Origin of the sequence: Paraburkholderia ginsengiterrae (assembly GCF_001645125.1) — a bacterium.
GTDB classification, from domain to species: Bacteria; Pseudomonadota; Gammaproteobacteria; order Burkholderiales; family Burkholderiaceae; genus Paraburkholderia; species Paraburkholderia ginsengiterrae.
The window spans coordinates 1-18,798 of sequence record NZ_LXKA01000154.1 but is presented as its reverse complement, the minus strand read 5'-3'; the positions used below and the strand labels follow the sequence as shown (position 1 = coordinate 18,798).

Annotated in this window: 15 protein-coding genes; 11 read left to right on the top strand and 4 right to left on the bottom strand. The window is 65.9% G+C overall.

The features are described from left to right. Nucleotides 1-117: 117 nt before the first annotated feature. The 3 genes from A6V37_RS12390 to A6V37_RS12380 form a co-directional block, all read right to left on the bottom strand. The gene (locus A6V37_RS12390; protein WP_064286027.1) at nt 118-1,143 is read right to left on the bottom strand and encodes a porin; all 1,026 of its coding nucleotides are present in this window, start codon (nt 1,141-1,143) and stop codon (nt 118-120) included. Between the two features lie 82 nt (nt 1,144-1,225). Continuing rightward, nucleotides 1,226-2,170, bottom strand: a complete 945-nt coding sequence (locus A6V37_RS12385) for a 2-hydroxyacid dehydrogenase (RefSeq protein WP_064286026.1) — start codon at nt 2,168-2,170, stop codon at nt 1,226-1,228. Nucleotides 2,171-2,178: 8 nt separating this feature from the next. Next, complete coding sequence (locus A6V37_RS12380; RefSeq protein ID WP_064266264.1) at nt 2,179-2,643, bottom strand: VOC family protein; 465 nt, start codon at nt 2,641-2,643, stop codon at nt 2,179-2,181. A gap of 243 nt (nt 2,644-2,886) precedes the next feature. On the opposite strand from A6V37_RS12380, the gene A6V37_RS12375 reads away from it, so the two are divergent. Continuing rightward, a complete protein-coding gene (locus tag A6V37_RS12375; protein WP_082902618.1) occupies nt 2,887-3,870 on the top strand; it encodes an alpha/beta hydrolase in 984 nt (327 codons plus the stop codon). A gap of 60 nt (nt 3,871-3,930) precedes the next feature. Then, nucleotides 3,931-4,878 carry a dihydrodipicolinate synthase family protein gene (locus A6V37_RS12370; protein WP_064286025.1) on the top strand — a complete coding sequence of 316 codons (948 nt, stop codon included), beginning with the start codon at nt 3,931-3,933 and terminating at the stop codon, nt 4,876-4,878. Between the two features lie 119 nt (nt 4,879-4,997). Here A6V37_RS12370 and A6V37_RS12365 read toward each other — a convergent pair whose 3' ends face one another. After that, nucleotides 4,998-5,657, bottom strand: coding sequence for a GntR family transcriptional regulator (locus A6V37_RS12365; protein WP_064266262.1), 660 nt, complete (start codon nt 5,655-5,657; stop codon nt 4,998-5,000). A 266-nt stretch (nt 5,658-5,923) separates the two neighbouring features. Here A6V37_RS12365 and A6V37_RS12360 point away from each other — a divergent pair, with 266 nt between their 5' ends. From A6V37_RS12360 to A6V37_RS12315, 9 genes are all read left to right on the top strand, one after another. Further along, nucleotides 5,924-6,844, top strand: a complete 921-nt coding sequence (locus A6V37_RS12360) for a fumarylacetoacetate hydrolase family protein (protein ID WP_064266261.1) — start codon at nt 5,924-5,926, stop codon at nt 6,842-6,844. 56 nt (nt 6,845-6,900) lie between these two features. Beyond that, a complete protein-coding gene (locus A6V37_RS12355) occupies nt 6,901-7,944 on the top strand; it encodes an ABC transporter substrate-binding protein (protein ID WP_064266260.1) in 1,044 nt (347 codons plus the stop codon). A gap of 130 nt (nt 7,945-8,074) precedes the next feature. Next, nucleotides 8,075-8,671, top strand: a complete 597-nt coding sequence (locus A6V37_RS12350) for a VOC family protein (protein WP_064266259.1) — start codon at nt 8,075-8,077, stop codon at nt 8,669-8,671. A gap of 12 nt (nt 8,672-8,683) precedes the next feature. Next, entirely contained in the window at nt 8,684-9,427 is a 744-nt protein-coding gene (locus A6V37_RS12345) for an ABC transporter permease (protein ID WP_064286024.1), read from the top strand. Then, the gene (locus A6V37_RS12340) at nt 9,427-10,278 is read left to right on the top strand and encodes an ABC transporter ATP-binding protein (RefSeq protein ID WP_064266257.1); all 852 of its coding nucleotides are present in this window, start codon (nt 9,427-9,429) and stop codon (nt 10,276-10,278) included. The genes A6V37_RS12345 and A6V37_RS12340 overlap by 1 nt, the downstream gene beginning before the upstream one ends. Nucleotides 10,279-11,028: 750 nt before the next feature. After that, a complete protein-coding gene (wecB, locus tag A6V37_RS12330; RefSeq protein WP_082902617.1) occupies nt 11,029-12,252 on the top strand; it encodes a non-hydrolyzing UDP-N-acetylglucosamine 2-epimerase in 1,224 nt (407 codons plus the stop codon). 276 nt (nt 12,253-12,528) lie between these two features. Next, the gene (locus A6V37_RS12325; protein WP_082904854.1) at nt 12,529-14,736 is read left to right on the top strand and encodes a cellulose biosynthesis cyclic di-GMP-binding regulatory protein BcsB; all 2,208 of its coding nucleotides are present in this window, start codon (nt 12,529-12,531) and stop codon (nt 14,734-14,736) included. After that, a complete protein-coding gene (locus A6V37_RS12320) occupies nt 14,733-16,895 on the top strand; it encodes a glycosyl transferase family protein (RefSeq protein ID WP_064286023.1) in 2,163 nt (720 codons plus the stop codon). The genes A6V37_RS12325 and A6V37_RS12320 overlap by 4 nt, the downstream gene beginning before the upstream one ends. Further along, nucleotides 16,892-18,798: tetratricopeptide repeat protein (locus tag A6V37_RS12315; RefSeq protein ID WP_167361437.1), on the top strand; the 1,907-nt coding region annotated here is incomplete at its 3' end. The genes A6V37_RS12320 and A6V37_RS12315, both read left to right, overlap by 4 nt.

Genomic DNA, 18,798 nt, shown 5'->3' with positions numbered 1-18,798 from the left:
CGTGTATACACAATCTGGTAAAAATTATACCCATGCAAAAATTTGGATTCCGAGCTTTATTTTTTTATACAAAACAGCGATTTGGTTATAGCGGGTTGACCCGAATGGCATTGCGCGTCAAAACAGATGCCGGATTCCTCCTGCATAAGTCATTGCGGTGCCGTGGCCGGAGAGCCGGTCACAGACGGTGAGCAGGTACAGATCGGTGCGTTTGGACAGCACGTAGTCGAGGCCCGCGGAGCCCGTATTGCGGCCGGTGGCGGCGTTGTGCGGCGCGCTGCGGCGCGTGTAGGCCCATTCGGCGAGGGCGGTGAGCACAGGCGTGAGCGGCACGGCGAGGCCGGCTTCATAGGTGTGCGCGCCGATGCCCGTCGAATCCGTGCGCAGTCCTTGCAGCGCGCCATACACCTTGAAGAGCGAAAAATCGTACGCTCCGCCGACGAGGTACGCGTTCTGTGTCGGCGACGCGACACCGGCAACTACGCGTGTGCGTTGTACGGTTGCGACAGCGGTGAGCGAACCGCCGGCGTAGAGCGTGGACAGAGCGGCGTTGTACGTCCCGTTCGCGCCCGCGAAGCCGCCCGGCGCGTAGACGGCCGTCGCCGTGAGTCCGTTCAGATTCGGGCTGGTGTACTGGATGCCGTTGTTCCACACGCTGTCGCCCAGCATCGAGCCGCCATACGGCGCGGTAAAGGTCTGCATGACGAGCGGCGAGAACAGGATCGACGCCTGGAACGGATTGGCGACCTGCTCGGCGAGGTACAGCAGGTTGGTGTGCCGCCCGAGCGTGACGCGCCCGAACGGCCCGGCAATGCCGACGTAGGAATTGCGTCCCCAGAACGGGTCGGCGGCGGTGCGGCCGATGCCGCCGCTGGTCGGCTGGAAGAAGCTCTCGAGCACGGCGATCGCGCGATAACCCGCGCCGAGTTCCTCGTTGACACGGATGCCCCAGTACGGCGCGGTGAGGCCGGGGCTCTGTTCGGCGAACGCGGCCGTCGGGCCGTTGCTGCGTTTGCTGCTGGCGATGTCCAGCCCGACGAGTCCATACAGCGTGACTGATGTTTGCGCCTGCGCGGCGCGAGGCGTCATGGCCCATGCGGCCGTGCAAACGAGCGCGAGCGCGCCCAACGATCGAACGTTCATGGCGAGTCCTTGTGAGGGTGGGAACGGCGGCTAGAGCGAGCCCTTCAGGCGGCACAGCGGCGCTGTGATGCGCCGCCGTGCGTTATGCCGCGCGCACCGCAAAGTCGACGGGAGCGTGCGTGAAGTGTTGAAACAGACTGGCAAGCAGCGCGTCGCGCTGAGCCAACAGCGAAGCGGGCGAGCGGCCGGCCATGTGCGGAGTGACGAGCACGTCGGGATGATCGAGCAGCACCTGCGGCACCTCGGGCTCGCTGTCGATCACATCGAGTCCGGCGCCGGCAATCGCGCCGTCAGCCAGCGCGCCGATTAGCGCTCGCGTGTCGAGCACCGAACCGCGCGAGACGTTCACTACATAACCGTCAGGCCCGAGCGCATGCAGCACGTCGCGATTGACCAGATGCCGGGTCGCGGGGCCGCCGTTGCAGGCAATCACCAGAAAGTCGCTGGCGGCCGCGAGTTCGACGGGATCGGCGTAGTACAGGCCCGGCGCGTCGGCGCGCGGGGCGCGGCCGTGGTAGCCGAGCGTCATGTCGAAGCCCAGCGCGCGTGCCGCAATCAGCCTGCCGATGCGCCCCATGCCGACGATTCCGAGCCGCGCGCCCGTCAGCGTGGGACGCTCGCCGCGCGAGGTGCGCCAGCGACCGTCGCGCACCGCGGCAGTCAGCGGCGCGTAGCCGCGCGCGAGCGCGAGCAGCAGGCCCATGGCGTGGTCGGCGACCGTTGCCGCGTTCGCGCCGGGCGCATGCGTGACCACGATCGCGCGTCGCGCGGCCGCGGCCACGTCGATATTCTCGTAGCCCGCGCCGAACGCGCTGACGATTTCGAGCGCCGGCAGCGCGGCCATCTGCGCGTCGGACAGGCCGGTCGAGCCGTTGGTCACGACCGCCCGCACGCGCAGTGGATCGGCGCCGGCCGGCCACGCGCCTGGCCAGCCGTCGGGAAAATGATGCAGCGTGCAGTCGCGCCGCAGCGCGTCGAGCGTCGCGTCGGGCAGGGGGATCAGCGCGAGCACGGAAATGCCGCTCATACCCGCGTTCATGCTTGAGGATCGGCTGAAACCGCGGCTGAATTAGCGGCTGAATTCGCGGCTGAATGCGCGGCCGGCGCCACTTCTTTCACCGCGCCTTTCCAGCCGTTCTCGGTGATGTCGAACACGGTGCCGTCGGGCATCCGGTACTTCACCTCGTAGAAGACATTCGGATCTTTTTCGTGGCGGCCCGTCAGATAGGTGCCGCCCGCGGCGACCACGCGCGCCGCGGTTTCCTCCACGCTGTCCACCCACATGCCGAAGTGGATCACGCCGCGCACGTCCTTCAGGCCGGCATAGCCGGGCACGGTCTCGTCCTTGAAGTTGAGCAGCGCCACGTTCATCGTGCCGTCGGTCATATAGATGCCGCGCATCGCGTTGCCCGCGCGGCGCATGCCGAATGCCTGCTCGAAAAATTGTGCAGCGGCTTCCGGGTCTTCGACCGAAAGCGCGATATGACGAAGCTTGTCCATGAGTGTCCTTGCGTTGTCCTGAAGGTGAGTCGCCCGCGGGCGAGGGGTGAGGTGTCGTGACTTTGAATCAAGCGTGTCCGCAACTTCACCAGGTATACTACGTATAAGTAATGTATACACAAAACTAAATTTATATACCAGAATGGTCTTCATACGCTGGATGTGTCCGGCGCGCTGATTTGCTGTGCTCAGTTGCCCTGCGCATTTGCCCTGCGCATTTGCCATGAGATATGAGGACCACCGATGCACACCTCGCAGGAACCCTCGCAGGAACCGTTAGGCAGTCTCTCCGCCACGCTCAGGCAGCGCTTCGCCCAGATCGGGCCGGTGTGGGGCCGCGATATCAATGCGCACCGCGATCTGGTGATCGATGCGTATGCGCCGCTGGTGGCCGCGGCGCGCGACGCGGGCGAGGAGTCGTTCGAGGCGGCGCGCGACATCGCGTACGGCAGCCACGAGCGGCAGCGGCTGGATGTATTCGCCGCGCGGCGGACACGCCGTGACGGCGATGCCGACGTGGTGCTGTTCGTCCACGGCGGCGCATTTTTGCGCGGCAGCAAGAGCTTTAACGGACTCATTTACGACAACGTGCCGCGCTGGTTCGCGCGCCGGGGTTGCGTCGGGCTCAATGTGGAATACCGGCTGGCGCCTGGCGCGCCTTATCCCGCGGGCGCCGACGATGTGGCCGCCGCGGTGGCCTGGGCGCAGGCGCATGTCGCGGAATTCGGCGGCAATCCGCGGCGGATTTTTCTGGTCGGCCATTCGGCGGGCGGCGCGCATGTCGCCACCTATCTTGGCGATCCGCTCTTTGCCGATCTGCGTGAAAGCACGCCGGGCGTCGCGGGCGCCGTGCTGATCAGCGCGCGGCTGATGGCGGATGTGCATGCGGACAATCCCAACGCGGCCGGCGTGCGGGCCTATTTCGGCGCCGACGAAACCCGCTACGCCGCGCGTTCGCCGCTGACCCATGCCGCGCGGATCGACACGCCGCTCATGGTGGTGGTCGCCGAATACGAAAACCCTTATCTCGATGCGTACGGCGCGGCGTTCTTTGCCCGCGTGCTGGAGGCCCGCCAACGCGCGGGCGCTGCCGCTATGAATGCGGCTATGAAGCGTGCGCCGCGTTTCATGCAGATGCTGCGGCACAACCATACGTCGGTGGTGGCGCATTTCGATTCGGGCGAGACGCTGCTAGGCGACGCGATGCTCGATTTTTTCGGCGCGTGACGGTTCGGGTTGATCCGTTCCCGTTGTCATTGGCCAGTACCGCACACTCAGGAGAACTGCATGTCTGTCAGCCTGCCGCCCGCCTTCGCGACACCACGCGTGTTCGCGCCGGTCGTCACTCCCTTCACCGCGGAGCTTGGTATCGACGCGCCGCGCTTCGTCGCGTTCTGCCGCTGGCTCGTCGGGCAGGGCGCCGGGCTGGCGTTGTTCGGCACCAATAGCGAGGCCAACTCGCTGAGTCTGAGCGAGCGTCACGCTCTGCTGGACGAAGTGATCGAAGCGGGCATCGACCCCGCGCGGATGTTGCCGGGAACCGGCGCGTGCGCGCTGCCCGACGCCATCGCGTTGACGCGTCACGCATGCGAAGCCGGTTGTGCCGGCGCGCTGATGCTGCCGCCATTCTTCTACCAGGGTGTGAGCGACGAGGGCCTCTTCGCGTACTACGCCGACGTGATCGAGGCGGTTGGCTCGGACCAGTTTCGCGTGCTGCTGTATCACATCCCGCAGTTCACCGGCGTGCCGATCACGCACACGCTGATCGAACGGTTGATCGCGGCGTATCCGCGCACGGTCGTCGGGATCAAGGACAGTTCCGGCGATTGGGCCAACACGTCGGCGATGCTCGAGAAATTCCCGGGTTTCGCGGTGTTTCCCGCGTCCGAGGCGTTGCTCGGCAAAGCGCTGCCGCTCGGCGCGGCCGGCTGCATTTCGGCGACGGCGAATATTCAGCCGCATGCGATCGCGAGCCTGCTGAACGCAGCCACGCCGGACGAGCGGGCGGTGTGGGAAGGCAAGGTGGCCACGGTGCGGCTCGCCGTGCAGGCGCAACCGATGATCCCCGCGCTGAAGCACATCGTCGCGCATTTCGCGAACGACGCGGCGTGGGCGCGTGTGCGTCCGCCCCTGACGGCGATGGATTCGGGCCAGGCGGGCGCGCTACTGCGGCAGCTCGAGGCGCTGGATTTTTCGATGCCGTCGCTGGCGACGGTTGCGGCGGTGGCCGCATGAGTGCGCGGTGCGTGGACTCAAGCCTTGGGGCGAGCACGCGTCGTGGTGCGGGCCTTCGCCGAGGCGCACGTGACGGGGTGACGGAGCGCCTCGTCGCTGGCTCCAACCCTGCCCAGGCTTCAGGCGTTCGCGCGCTCCGTGCGCTGACGCTTCAGGCGCCCCAGCACGACGATGGACAAGCGCGCCGTGTGATCGCGCATCGCGTTGTACGCGCGCTCCGGCTCGGAGTTGAGGATGGCCGACACGATCTCGCGATGCTCGTCGGTGGCCGCTTCGAAGCGCGACGGCGAAGCCGGCTGCGCGGCGCGAAAACCCGCCAGACGCTGCCGCTGCACCGCCATGATCGACGCGAGCGACTTGCTTTGCGCGCCCTTGCAGATCAGTTCGTGGAATTCGCGATTGAGTGCAAAGTACTCCGTCTCGTCGCCGCGCGCGATCGCGGCGTTCATTTCGGTTTCGAGCTCCTCGAGCTGTTTCTTCTCGACGAGGCTCATGCGCTGCGCGCTCAAACGGCAGCACAGCGCTTCGAGTTCGCACATCGCCTCGAGCATGTCGGCCAGTTCGTCGATGCTGAACTGCGCGACCACCACGCCCTTGCGCGGCGTCAGCTCGACCATGCCGCGCGCGGCGAGTTCGCGCAGCGCTTCGCGGATCGGCGTGCGCGACGCGTTGAAGCGTTCGGCGAGCGCGGCTTCTTCGAGCTTCTGGCCCGGTTCGAGCGTGCCGTCGATGATCTCGTCGCACAGCAGGCGGTAAATCTTGGAAGAGAGCGTGGTCATCGTGATGGTCGTGGGTTGAGCGAAACCGTGGGCAAGCGGCCCTCATTATGCGCCAGCGGCCCGACTGCCTCAATCGCCACCGCGCATATCCGGCCTTTGCAGGCCCATGCAGTGTACGCGCGATCGTGTTCACGCCCCGATAAGTGTATACGAGGATTTTAATAAAAATACACAAATGACTGAATGTATACGAAAGATGAACCCCAATGATTGAACCCTCGACAGCTGTCAACTCATCCCTGCAAACAAGAAAAGCGAGGCAACACGTGACCTGGTTTGGTATCGCAACCTACGAATTGAACGGCCGCCGTGCCGCTGGACTGGCGGTCGGCGACAGGCTGTACGACGCGCAAGCGGCGTTAAAGCGTGTCGCGGGCGACGCGCCGCTTGCCGATCTCGGCGCGCTGATCGCCGGCTGGGCGACGCACGGCGCGGCCGCGGTCGACCAGTTCGAACGCGCGGCACGCGCAATCGAGGCGGGCACGTTCGACCTCGCGCCGCTGGAAGGACACCGGCTGTGCGTGCCGTTCCAGCCGCGGCGCATCTTCGCGGCAGCCTCGAACTACTACGAACATGCACGCGAGATGGGCACGGAGCTTGCGCCGCGCGAAGAAAGCACCCCGTACATGTTCATCAAGGCCGAAACGAGCGTGGTGCCGACGCTCGCCAATGTGGTGATTCCGCCGCACGCCGAGCGGGTCGACTGGGAAGTGGAACTGGCCGTGGTGATCGGCAGGCAGGGGCGCCACATCGCCCAGCGCGATGCCTACGACTACGTGGCCGGCTACACGATTCTCAACGACGTCAGCGCGCGCGATCTGAATCGCCGCACCGACTATCCGTTCAAACACGACTGGTTTCGCGGCAAGAGTTTCGATACCTTTGGTCCGCTTGGGCCGTGGTTCGTGCCGCGCGCCTGCATCGCCGAGCCGCAGAATCTGCGCATGCGCCTCGCGGTGAACGGCGAGATGATGCAGGACGGCAACACGTCCGAGATGATTTTCAACATTGCCGAGCAGATCGAATATCTGTCGACGATCCTCACGCTGCAGCCCGGCGATCTGATCGCGACGGGCACGCCGACCGGCGTCGGCATGGGGCGTGGCATTTATCTGAAAGCGGGCGACGTGATGGTCGCCTCGATCGACGGCATCGGCACGATCGAGAATCCGCTGGTCGCGGGCTGAGCGTCAACATGCTCGCCGCGCCATCCACTCACGCCACTCATGAACGGGGACACGATATGTTGCAGCGGATACGGCGCGCGCTTTCACGGCAAGCGTCGCGACTGATGCGCGGTACGGTGCGGGGGACGGCGCTGGGCGCGGCCGCGCTGGCCGCCATGGCGCTTTTCACGAGCGTTCATGCGGCCGATACCGTGCGCGTCAATCTGGCGTGGCTGCCGCAGGGCAGTACGGGCGGCATTCTGCTCGCTCAGGCGAAAGGTTACTACCGTGACGCCGGGCTCGACGTCAGCGTGATGCGCGGTTACGGCGGCCAGCGCACCGTCAATGAAGTGGATGGCGGGCTGTTCGAGTTCGGCTACGGCGATCCGCTCAGCGTGATGCTCAATCGCGCGCATGGCGGCCACGCCGTGATGGTCGGCGCGATCAACACGCGCTGGCCGGGCGCGATGTGCTACCTCGAGCGGCCCGGCTTCAAGGTGAACTCGCTGAAAGATCTGGCGGGTCTCACGCTCGGCGGCGGCGGCGCTTCGCCGGTGCAGAACATCATGCCCGCCTGGCTGAAACAGAACGGCATGGCGCCCGACGCGATCCGCACCGTGCGGCTCGATCCGGCCGTGATCAATACCGCGCTGCTGCAAAAGCGCATCGACCTGTCGGAGTGCTGGGAGGGCGCGAGTCTGCCGGTGCAGGCCGCGCTCGCCAAACGCGCGGGGCAGCAGCTGGGCCACGTGTACTACCGCGATTTTGGCCTGGACATGATGGGCAACGGCATCGTGACCACCGATACCTTCGTGGCCCAGCACCCCGATGTGGTGAAGCGCTTTCTGGACGCCACGTATCGTGGTTATGCGCTGATGCGGGAGCATCCCCAGCAAGCCGCGGATGTGATCGCGGCGCAGTATCCGGTGCTCGACAAGGCGATCCTGCTGCAACAGATCGTCGAGACTAACGGGCTGATTGTGGATGATCCGGCGGGGCACAGGATTGGGTGGCTGCGTCCGGCGCGGATGGATGCCACCGCGGCTTTCGTGTCGCGTGCCTTTGGCACCGGGGCGAAGGTGAAGGCGGTGGATGTATATACGAACCGGTTTGTCGAGTAAGCGACGATTGGATAGGGTAATGCGTCGCATGGGACCCGAGTAAGCGCTAAAGCGCTAACTCGGGTCGACAGCTTTGCATGGGGCCGGAGTAAGCGCTAAAGCGCCAACTCCGGCCGACAGGAGACAAGTAATGAATAGTTTGCGTCCGAAACGGCTTGGGCACATGGTGCTGATGGTGCGCGACATCCACAAGTCCGCGAAGTTTTACACCGAGGTGCTGGGCCTGAAGGTATCCGACTGGATCGGCGACCAGATGGTGTTTCTGCGCGCCGGCACCGATCATCACGATCTCGCGCTCGCGCAACTGCCGAAAGATTCCGCCGACTTCGACGATCTGCCGCGCTACTCGCGGCCAGGTCTGGAGCACTTCTCGTATCTGATCGACAGCTACGAAGAGATGGAGCGCTCAGTGAAGGTCCTGCAGGAGCACGGCGTCGAGATTGTGCGCGGCATCGGCCGGCATGGTCCGGGTAACAATCTGTTTCTGGTGTTCAAGGACCCGGACGGCAACAACGTCGAGGTCTACTGCGAGATGACGCAGATCGGCGAGCGCGACCCGCACGAGCCGCAGGTGTGGGAGCGCACGATCGAGTCATTCGATCAGTACCGCTTCGAACGGTTCGTGGTTCCGCCGCCACCGCATCTGGTCGCGCAGAAGTCGGCGCAGGCCGATAAGTCCGCCACCCCTGAAGAAACCACGAAAACCGATCCATCCGCGCGCAAATAATTCGGAACCCTCATGAAGCGATTGATCGAAACCGTCTCGTTCTGGGCCGTGATCGGCCTGATCTGGGAATTCGGAGTGCGCTGGACAGGCACGCGCGACTACGTGTTGCCGGCGCTCTCGCAGGTCTTTGCCGCCGGTTGGGAAATGCGCGGGCAATTGTTCTCGGATACGCTCGCCACGGCCTGGGAGGTGTTCGCCGGGTTCGCGCTGGCGCTTGCCGGCGGCTTGGCCGTGGGTCTGCTCGCCAGCATGTCGAGCATCGCGCGGCGCACCTTGCTGCCGCTCGTTACCGCATTGCAGAGCATGCCGAAAATCGCGCTCGCGCCGTTGCTGAGCGTGTGGTTCGGCTATGGCTTTGCGTCGAAGCTGGCGGCGGCGGTGCTGTTTGCCTTCTTCCCGATCGTGATCGCGACCATGGGCGGCCTCGCCGGCGTGCCGCGCAATCTGGACGAACATTTCCGCGCGCTCGGCGCATCGCCCGCGAAGACGTTCTGGCATCTGCGCTTGCCCGCCGCATTGCCCGCGCTGATCGACGGCCTGAAGATCGCCATGCCGCCGGCGGTGATCGGCGCGATCGTCGGCGAGTTTATCGGGGCGGAAGCGGGGCTCGGACATCTGATCGTATTCGCGACGTCGAACGCGCAAACGGCGCTCTCGTTCGCGGCGATCCTGATGGTGACCGTGCTGGCCATGCTGTTTTACTGGGCCGTCGAGCTGGTTTCGCGCGGCGTGTGGTGGAGAGGAGTAACGGTCTGATGGCACTGGTCGACAAATTGCGTATCGTGCAGCGCGCCGCGGCAACCGGCGAGAATGTTCAGCCCATGCGGCGCGGCGATACGGCGCCCGCGCTGATTGCCGTCGAACGGGTGGGCAAGCGTTTCGCCGCGCGCGGCGGGGCAGAGGCGTTCAGCGCGCTGGACGATGTCTCGATGCAGATCCGCCAGGGCGAATTCGTGTCGATCCTGGGCCCAAGCGGTTGCGGCAAGAGCACCTTGCTGCGCATGGTCGCGGGTCTCGTGCCGTGCGACGACGGGCGCATTCTGCTCGGCGCGGAGCCAATTACCGCGCCGGTGCCGGATATCGGCGTCGTGTTTCAGACCAGCAATATGCTGCCGTGGCTGACTGTCGGCGACAACATTCGCCTCGGCGCGAAGTTGCGGAACCTGCCGCGGGCACACGTGGAGAAGCGGCTGCCCGCCTTGCTGGACACGTTGGGCCTGACGGCGTTCGCCGACCGCTATCCGCATGAATTGTCGGGCGGCATGCGGCAGCGCGCCGCGATCGGACAGATCCTGTTGCTCGAGCCGCGTGTGATGCTGATGGACGAACCGTTCGGCGCGCTGGATGCGCTCACGCGCGACCGCCTGAATGTCGAGCTGCTGAGAATCTGGCAGCAGAGCACGCTCACCGTGCTGCTGGTCACGCATAGCATCCACGAGGCGGTGTTTTTGTCGGACCGGGTGCTGGTGATGTCGGAGCGGCCGGGGCGCGTGATTCACGACGTCAGGATCGATCTGCCACGGCCGCGGCAACCCGATCAGGTCAAGAGCGACCCGTTGTACGGGCACTATGTGGCGGAGCTGTCCAGACTGATGGGGGTGTTTTAGGTCCATGCAGCCGGCGGCGCGGTCCTCACCGCGCCTTTCATCGCCGGCACCTGTCTCGCGGCGGCACGTTTATCCACGACCTTATCTTTAGCCGCCAAACTCACGCGGCAACCGGCGCCACTGTCGCACTGCCGCAACAGCACGGCGTCTGTATTTTCGCCGAGCCGCCAATCGCTGATTTGACCGCCGCGATCGAATGCGATCCGGCCAGATAACATCGATATCAATCGGTGATGAAACGGTAATTTGTGCGTTGCAAACTAAAACCGTCTTTAACGTTTGCGCGCCTTATTCAGCGGCTATATTCAGTTAATTGATTGACGCCCCTGAAGTGTTAAATCGTCTCCCGGAAATCCGCGATTTTGCCGTTATCAGGTTAAATTTACCTGCCTCATTAATTCGATGTAAAACGTTTGCAATTGGGATTTTGTCGCAGTGTGCCTGGATAGTGGACACGGAAAAGCACCGAACCCAATTGTCAATTAGCGTTATATAGCCAGAAATCATCACGGCAGTGGCGGAAAATCGCGCTAGAATGCGCAGCGATTCACGCACGATAGTCCGCCCGTTTGAGCACGGCCTGCTTCAATCCAAACGGCAAATATTGCATCCGATCCATCGCTCATGGTGTACGGGAACACTCGGCGAAATCGGCGGCGGCAACTCGAATCGGTAAATGCGGGGGCGCGGTATTTATTCGCGTTTTGCGTTGCACGCCGACAATAAAACATCAAAAAAAGACCAGAAATTATGCCATCGAGGATTTTGTCGATTTTCGGCACGCGGCCGGAAGCCATCAAAATGGCACCGCTTGTCAAACAGCTTGAAGCCAGCAGCGGGATCGAGTCGGTCGTGTGCGTCACGGGGCAGCATCAGCAGATGCTCGATCAGGTGCTCGATCTGTTCGAGATCAAACCGCACCACAATCTCGCGCTGATGACCGGCAACCAGACGCTCAACGGGCTCGCCGCGCGTCTCATCGCCTCGCTCGACGAGGTGCTCGCCACGGTTCAACCCGACCGCGTGCTGGTGCACGGCGACACCACCACCGCGTCGGCGGCCGCGCTCGCTGCGTTCCACCGCCGTATTCCGATTGGCCACGTCGAAGCGGGCCTGCGCACCGGCAATCTGATGCAGCCGTGGCCGGAAGAAATGAACCGCCGCGTGGTCGACGTGATGAGCGACCTGATGTTCGCGCCCACCGCGAGTTCGCGTGCCAACCTCGAGCAGGAAACGCTGCACGGCAAGATCATCGTCACCGGCAATACGGTGATCGACGCGCTGAACCTGACCACCGCGCGTATCGACAACGACGCGGCGTTGTGCGCCGAACTCGATGCACGTCTCCCGTTCCTCGACGGCGCGCTGCCGGTGCTGCTCGTTACGGGCCACCGCCGCGAAAGCTTCGGTGAGGGCTTCGCGAATATCTGCGCGGCGCTCGCCGAGCTGGCCAGCACCAACACCGTGCAGATTGTCTATCCGGTGCACCTGAATCCGAATGTGCGCGGCCCGGTGCGGGAGTCTCTCGGTCACGCGCGCAATGTTCATCTGATCGATCCACTCGACTATCTCAGCTTCGTGCGTCTCATGCAGCGCGCGTCGATCATCCTCACTGACTCCGGCGGCGTTCAGGAAGAAGCCCCCGCGCTCGGCAAGCCAGTGCTCGTCATGCGCGACGTGACCGAGCGTCCGGAAGCGGTCGCGGCGGGCACGGTGCGTCTGGTCGGCACGCAGTGCGACTCGATCGTGAGCGCGGTGCTGGGGCTCATCGAGGACGCGCGCCAGCGCGACGAGTTCGCGCATCGCGTCAACCCCTATGGCGACGGCCACGCGTCACGGCGGATCGTCGCGGCGCTCACCGGGCGCGCGGTCGAGGAATTCGCGAGTGGCGGCTCGACCGGCGGCGCGAGTGGTGCCGGGCATCCGCACGCAGCAGACGTTGCGCGCGTGCGGTTCGCCGCGACCGTCCACTAGCGCGTTCATCGCCGTCCGGCAGGGCAGGGCCGTTATGCAGTTCCGACTGCACCTGCTTTTGCCGGCACATGCCGCGACTTCCGACGCACCCCGTGCCGCGCGAGCAGCCGGCTTAGTGACTGCCCGTCGCGCCGATCACACAGGTTGGACGACTGGCCAATCCGATCGAACCCGGCGTGGTGCCGGACTGGCCGCTCCAGATGATTCATGCCGTGCAATCCGGTCTTGCCGCTTGCGCGCTAATTGAGAGACAAAAAAGTGATCCCCAATACGTCAATGCGCCGCCTTGCGCGCCCTCGCCTGAACGTGCTTGCCACGCTGCTGCTGCTGGCGGGCAGTGCCTATTCCCAGGAACCGGCCAAACTCGCTGCCGACCTCGCCGGCAGCTTCGCGCAGCTCGGCAGCGGGCGTCTGGCGACGCGCACGGTCACGCTGACCGAACTGGGCATCCGCGATCCGCTCGTGCTGCACGCGCCGGACGGCCGTCAGGAACTGTATCTGCCGGTGCCGGCAGGGGTGCCGCTCGCCGACGCCACGCTGCAGATCGACGGCAGCTATCTGCGCGGCAACGGCGGACGCACGACCATGCTGGTGTCGCTCGACGGTTCGCCGGCGCTCTCGCGCAGCCCCACGCAGGATCAGGGCGATGCATCGGCGACGCTCGGCGTGGACGGCGCGGCGCGGCCGGGCGGCTTCGTACGCGTGGGGCTCGACTGGTCGTCGGTGATCAACGAGAACATCTGTGCCGATCAGACCGCGATCGGCAACGTGTGGCGCGTCGCGCCGACTTCGCGCCTGACCTATCGCTACGACCCGGACGCGATCGGCGATCTGCGCAGCGCATGGAGCGCGCTGCCGCACAAGCCGGTGGTCATGCTCGGCGCGCGCACGCTGGGCGCGCCCGCGTTCGACGCCGGCTGGCGCATCGAAGCGCTGCTGCAGCGTGAGGGCCGCGCGCCGGCCACGCGCGCCTGGCCGGTGGCGGGCGACACCGTGGATCTGAGCACGATTGACGTACCGGCGCCGCTGCGCGCGATCCCTGCCTTTGCTGCGCTGGCCGCGGGCGGTTCGCACAAGCTCGCGAATCCGGCGGAGGCGGGCGCACTGATCGCGCTGACGCCGCCTGCGGATTTCGCACCCGATGTGATCGTCGCCGACGACACGTTGCGCAACACGCTGAAGAGTTCGCTCGACGCGCTGCGCGAGCAGGTGGCCGGCGTGCAGCCGGGCGCGGCCGACGCTTTCGACGCGTGGCGTGCCCGCGCCATCGATCCGATCGCGAAACCGCTGGCCCCGGGCGAAGTGCGTCTCGCGCACCTCGGCGGCCAGACCGCCATCGTGGTGGGCGACAACGACGGCGTCGCGGTGCTCGCACGCACGTGGCGGCCGATCGACGTGACGAGCCGCCTCGTGGTCCATCAGATCGACGACGCGCCGAACACCCGCGCCGACGAAATCGCGCTGTCGCTGCTCGGCGGCGAGCCGCGCACGCTCGACGTGCAAGGCCGCGCCATCTGGGACGCGAATTTCGACCTCGGTGCGGCATCGGGCAATGGCAAGCTGCCGGGCGCCGTAGTGCTCGACGTGGCCGCCGCGCCGACGCTGAACAATACCGCGCAGACCGCCTCGATCTATTTCAACGACGTGCTGATCGGCTCGCAACTGCTGTCCGCCAACGGCAAGCCGCAGCGCATCACGGCGCGCGTGCCGCACTACGCGCTGGCGGCGCACAACCTGCTTCGCGTGGTGTTTCAGCGTCAGCCGGAAGGCGGCTGCCAGCCGCGCGGCCAGGGTCATCCGGTGGCGGTGTTGCCGAGCAGCCATCTGACGCTGACCAGCGGGAAGATCGACGACGATTTCACCGGCATGGTGGCGCGCTTCGCAACGGACGCGAACGTGATCGTGCCGGCCGCGTATCTGAACGACGCCACCCAGGTGCTGCCGCGCGTCGCGCGCCTCGCGAACGCGAGCGGCATTGCGCCGACGCGCGCGACCTTCAGTGTGGCGCGCGACGGCGAAGCCGTGAGTCCGAAGGGCGCGTTCCTCGCCGCCGATGTCACGCTTGCCGATGAACAGAATCTCGCGCGCCTGTCGAAAGACCGCCTCTCGCTCACCGACGCGTCGGGCAAGATGCTCGCGGACGTGTCCGGTCTGAACCGCGTCGGCGTGATCGAGGCGGTCAAGGCGGGCACGGTGGCCGGTATCGCGTATCGCACGGTGGGCGACACCGCGGCGATTTTGCCGGCCACGCTGCAACTGTCGCGCGGCAACGTGGCGCTCGTGGACGGCAGCGGCACGCTGCGGCTGTTCGACACCCGTAATCCGGGTGAAGTGGTCGACGCCGGCGACGAAGGCCCGTGGTTCATGCAGAGCTGGGTGCGTTGGGCGATACCTGCCGGTCTCGTCAGCTTGCTGATCGTGCTGCTGCTGGTCGCCAATGTGGCGCGCCGCAGGAATCAGGACAAGCCGCGGGACGAGCTGTGAACCTCGCGCTGATCAAGTGGTACGCGGGCTACGCCGTGGCCCACTACTATCACGGGCTCGAATACGTCGCGGCGGCGGTGGCGTTCGTCATTCTGCTCTCCAGTATCGACGACCTGTTCATCGATCTCTGGTACTGGACCCGCACGATCTATCGCCGCTTGACGGTGCAGCGCACCTACAAGCCGCTCACCAGCGCGCAGCTCTATCAGCGCGAGGAGCAGCCCATCGCGATCATGGTGCCCGCCTGGCACGAGTACGACGTGGTCGCGGCGATGATCGAGGACCTGGTGCGGGTGATGGACTACCGCAACTATGTGGTGTTCGTCGGCACTTACCAGAACGATCCGCAGACCATCGCCGAAGTGGAGCGCATGCGCCGCCGCTACAAGCAGCTGCGCCGCGTGGAAGTGCCGCACGACGGCCCGACCTGCAAGGCCGATTGCCTGAACTGGGTGATCGCGGCGATTTTCAGGCACGAGCGTGAATCCGGCATCGAATTCGCGGGCGTGGTGCTGCACGATAGCGAAGACGTGCTGCATCCGGTGGAGCTGCGCTTTTTCAACTACCTGCTGCCGCGCAAGGACATGATCCAGTTGCCGGTGGCCTCGCTCGAACGCAACTGGTTCGAACTCGTGGCCGGCACGTACATGGACGAATTCGCGGAATGGCACGCGAAGGATCTGGTGGTGCGCGAGAGCCTGGTGGGCTCGGTGCCTTCAGCAGGTGTGGGCACGTGCTTTTCGCGGCGCGCGCTGCTCGCGCTCGTCGCTGAAACCGACAATCAGCCGTTCAATACCGAGAGCCTCACCGAGGACTACGACGTCGGGGCGCGCCTGGGCAAGATGGGCATGCAGTCCATTTTCGCGCGCTTTCCGGTGCAGTTCGCCACGCGCCGCAAGGCGTGGTTTGGTCTCGGCAAGGAACGCGACATCACCGTGACGATGCCGCTGTGCGTGCGCGAGTTCTTTCCCGATACGTTTCGCACCGCTTACCGTCAGCGCGCGCGCTGGACGCTCGGCATCGGCCTGCAAGGCTGGAAGCAGACCGGCTGGGTCGGCTCGCTCGCGAACCGCTACCTGTTGTTTCGCGACCGCAAGGGGATCGTGACCGCGTTCGTCGGCATTATTGCCTACGTGCTGGTGATCCAGTTCCTGCTGTTCGCGGGCGCCGGCCTGCTCGGCTGGATGCCGGATCTGATCGCTTCGCCGTTTGCCGATTCAGGCTGGCTGCAGGCGCTCCTGTGGGCCAACGGCTGCGCGCTGCTGCTGCGCGTGGTGCAGCGGATCTATTTCGTGACCCGTCTGTACGGCTGGGAGCACGGCGTGCTGTCCGTGCCGCGCATGGTGGTGGGGAACTTCATCAACTTCATGGCGGTGTCGCGCGCCTGGAAGATGTTCATCACGCATCTCGTGACGGGCAAGCGGCTTGCATGGGACAAGACCATGCACGATTTCCCCTCGGCGGACGGTTTCAACAATCGACGCCAGCGTCTGGGCGAACTGCTGCTCTCCTGGCAGGCCATCGATCCGGACAAGCTCGAACAGGCGCTCGGCGAGAGTCATGCGCGCGAGGCGCCGCTTGGCCGGGTGCTGATGGCGAAGGGCTGGCTCGACGAGGAAACGCTTGCCGAAGCGATCGCATTCCAGGCCGATCTGCCGCGCGGCCGTCTGCATGCCGAACGGCTGCGTGAGGACGCGGCGCGCCTGCCGCTCGAAGCGATCGTGCGGCATCGCGTGCTGCCGCAGGCCGATCCGGCAAAGGGCCGGACGATTCTGCTGGCGGCCAGTCCGCTTGCCGAGACCGTGCTCGCGGAGCTGAGCACGCTGATTGCGGGGCCGCTTGCGCAGGAGATCGTCCGCGAGGGCGAGATAGCGGAAGGGCTGCGCGTGCTGCGTGGCGTCGCGATAGCGACGCCCGCGGCCGGCGCCGGAGGCGAGTCCGTGCCGGCGCGCGGCGTGCCGTTGATCGGCGATCTGCTTATCGAGCACGGCCACGTGCGGCGCGAGGACTTCGAAGCGGCGATGCAGCACTACCGTCCGGATCGCCATGGCCTGATTGGCGACTACATGGTGGCGCGCGACGTGATCTCACGCGCCGCGCTCGATAACGTAATCCAGCAACAGCGCCGCCTGCAAGGCGCTCTGGCGGCATCCGAATGATCGAATCAGTATTTACATGGCGCGCGGGGACGATGCGCGCTGCCTCGGGGGAATTGGCGCCTGCACCGGCGTTCGCGTTGCGCACCGTTGCTGCGGCGTTGATAGCCGGCGCGGTGTGTCTGGGCGGCGCCGCGCACGCGCAGAGCGTGCCAGGCGCAGGAAGCGTGTCTGCGCCTGCCGCGCCTGCGGTGAATTCGCTGCCATTGAGCGGCGCGGCTTATCGCGTGGCGCAGCAAGCGTATGCCGCGTATGGTCGTGGCGATTATGCCGAAGCCGTCTCGCGGGCGCGTGAAGCGATTCGCCAGCGGCCCGACTTGGTGTCCTTGCGTGTGCTGCTCGCGAACTCGCTGGCCGCGCAACGCCGCTATAGCGAAGCGAGCCGCTCGCTGTCCGACGCGATCGCGCAGGTCGGCCGGGATTCCGCGTTGGTCGCGCGCCGCCAACAGATCGACGCGCTGAACGGGTCCACGCGCGCAGTCGCGCGCGCCGGCCGCCAGCAGCCGGGCGATCCCGATGCGGTGAGCGGCCCCGCGCTGATCGCCGGTCAGCAGGCCTATAAGGCTTATGCCGCGAAGGAATTCGCGGGCACCGTCAGGTATGCGAATGAAGCGATTGCGCTGCGTCCCGATCTGCTGCGTTTGCGGCTGTTGCTGATCGATGCGGCGAGCGCCGCGGGTCAGGACGCCGATGCGTGGAACGCCGATCTCGACGCCGTCAAACGCTTCGGCGATAACGACGATCTGCGTTTGCGCCGCAGCTTCATCGGCAGCCGTCTGGCGCCGCAGGCGTCCGGCGCGTCGTATGCGGCGCGCAAGCAGGGTGACTATGCGCAGGCTGCGACGCTCGCGCGGCTGGCTGTCGCCTATGCGCCGGATCAGGTCGGGTACCGCATACAGCTGATGGACGTGCTGTTCGCCGCCAACGATCTGCCCGGCGTGCAAGCGGCCGCGAGCGACGCCATCGCCGTGGACGACAGCGAAATCATGCCGCTCGCGCTGCGTGGCTACACGCTTGCCGCGCAAGGCAAGCCTGACGAAGCCGACGCGGACTTCGCCAAAGCCCAGCAGGCGAACGATGCCACCGAGCGCAACAAGCGTATTTCCCGCGTGATCATCGCGGACGTGTGGATTGCCGGGGGCCAGCCGCAACGCGCGCTCGATCTGCTCGCGCCGCTGAAGACCCTTGGCGATGACACCGATCCGCCGATCGCGCTGCGCCGCGCGGAGGCGCGACGGTTGCTGGCGCAGGGGGCCGGTGGTGCGAATGCTGCGAACGGGGCTGATGCTGCGGCCAATGCGGCGGCCCATGCAGCGGCTGCAACCGATGGACCGGCTGCTCGAACCTCGGTGGCGACAACCACCGCCTCGGCCGTATCACGCACCACCTCGACGCCGCTCGATCCGTCGCGCCGCCCCGTGATCGACTGCGTGGTCGACCAGTTCGGCGCGAGCTGCGACGTGTACGCCGCCGACGCAGGTTTCGCGGCGGCGCGCGCGGCAGCGGCCGCCGCAGCCGCCAACGACAAAACCGCCGCGGTCGGCTTCGCGCGTGAAGCGGTGAAGGCCGCGCCGGACGATCCGCAGCATCGCGTGGAACTGATCAACGCGCTCAGCACGGCGGGCGACGACCGCGCGGCGGCGCGCGAGGCGCAGAACCTGATCGATGCCGGCATGCTCGATGCGATGCCGGACATGACAGCCGCCTACATCGCGCAGCGCGCCGGCAACAATCGCGTCGCCTATCAGCGCTTCAGCATGGCCGACAAGGCCGGCACGATGCCGTCGAGCGCGCTGGCCGACGCGGGCTATGCGGCGGTCGACGCGCATCGCAATCGCGAAGCCGCGCAGTACTTCGAACGCGCGATCGACGCGAGCGCCAGGCCAGCCGACGACACGCCGCCCGC